Below are 261 nucleotides of genomic sequence, written 5' to 3' on the forward strand. Positions count from 1 at the left end.
GGTAGGCCAGCGGCGCGAAACGCTCGGCCAGCTGCAGCGCCGGCGAGGTCGGATCGAGATGGGCGACGGCGACGATGGCGAGCAGCAGTTCGCCCAGCGCGAACACCTTGCCGAGCACGACGGCCGTCGTCCGCTCCTTGAAGGCGAAGACCAGCGCCGCGCCGAGCAGCGGCAGCAACTGCAGCAGGAGCAGCCAGGGCAGCGCGGCCTGCCGCTGCCAGAGAATTTCCGTAAAACCGCCGAAGGTCGCGCCGCTCACAG

At 70.1% G+C, this 261-nt stretch carries 1 protein-coding gene; it reads right to left on the reverse strand.

Features of this window, described 5'->3' with window-relative positions; genetic code table 11:
- Positions 1-261 (reverse strand): hypothetical protein (locus tag SB660_RS21635; RefSeq protein WP_410584477.1); only part of this gene is annotated, 261 nt, incomplete at both ends.

Source organism: Bacillus sp. SIMBA_005 (genome assembly GCF_046535585.1).
GTDB classification, from domain to species: domain Bacteria; phylum Bacillota; class Bacilli; order Bacillales; family Bacillaceae; genus Bacillus; species Bacillus pumilus.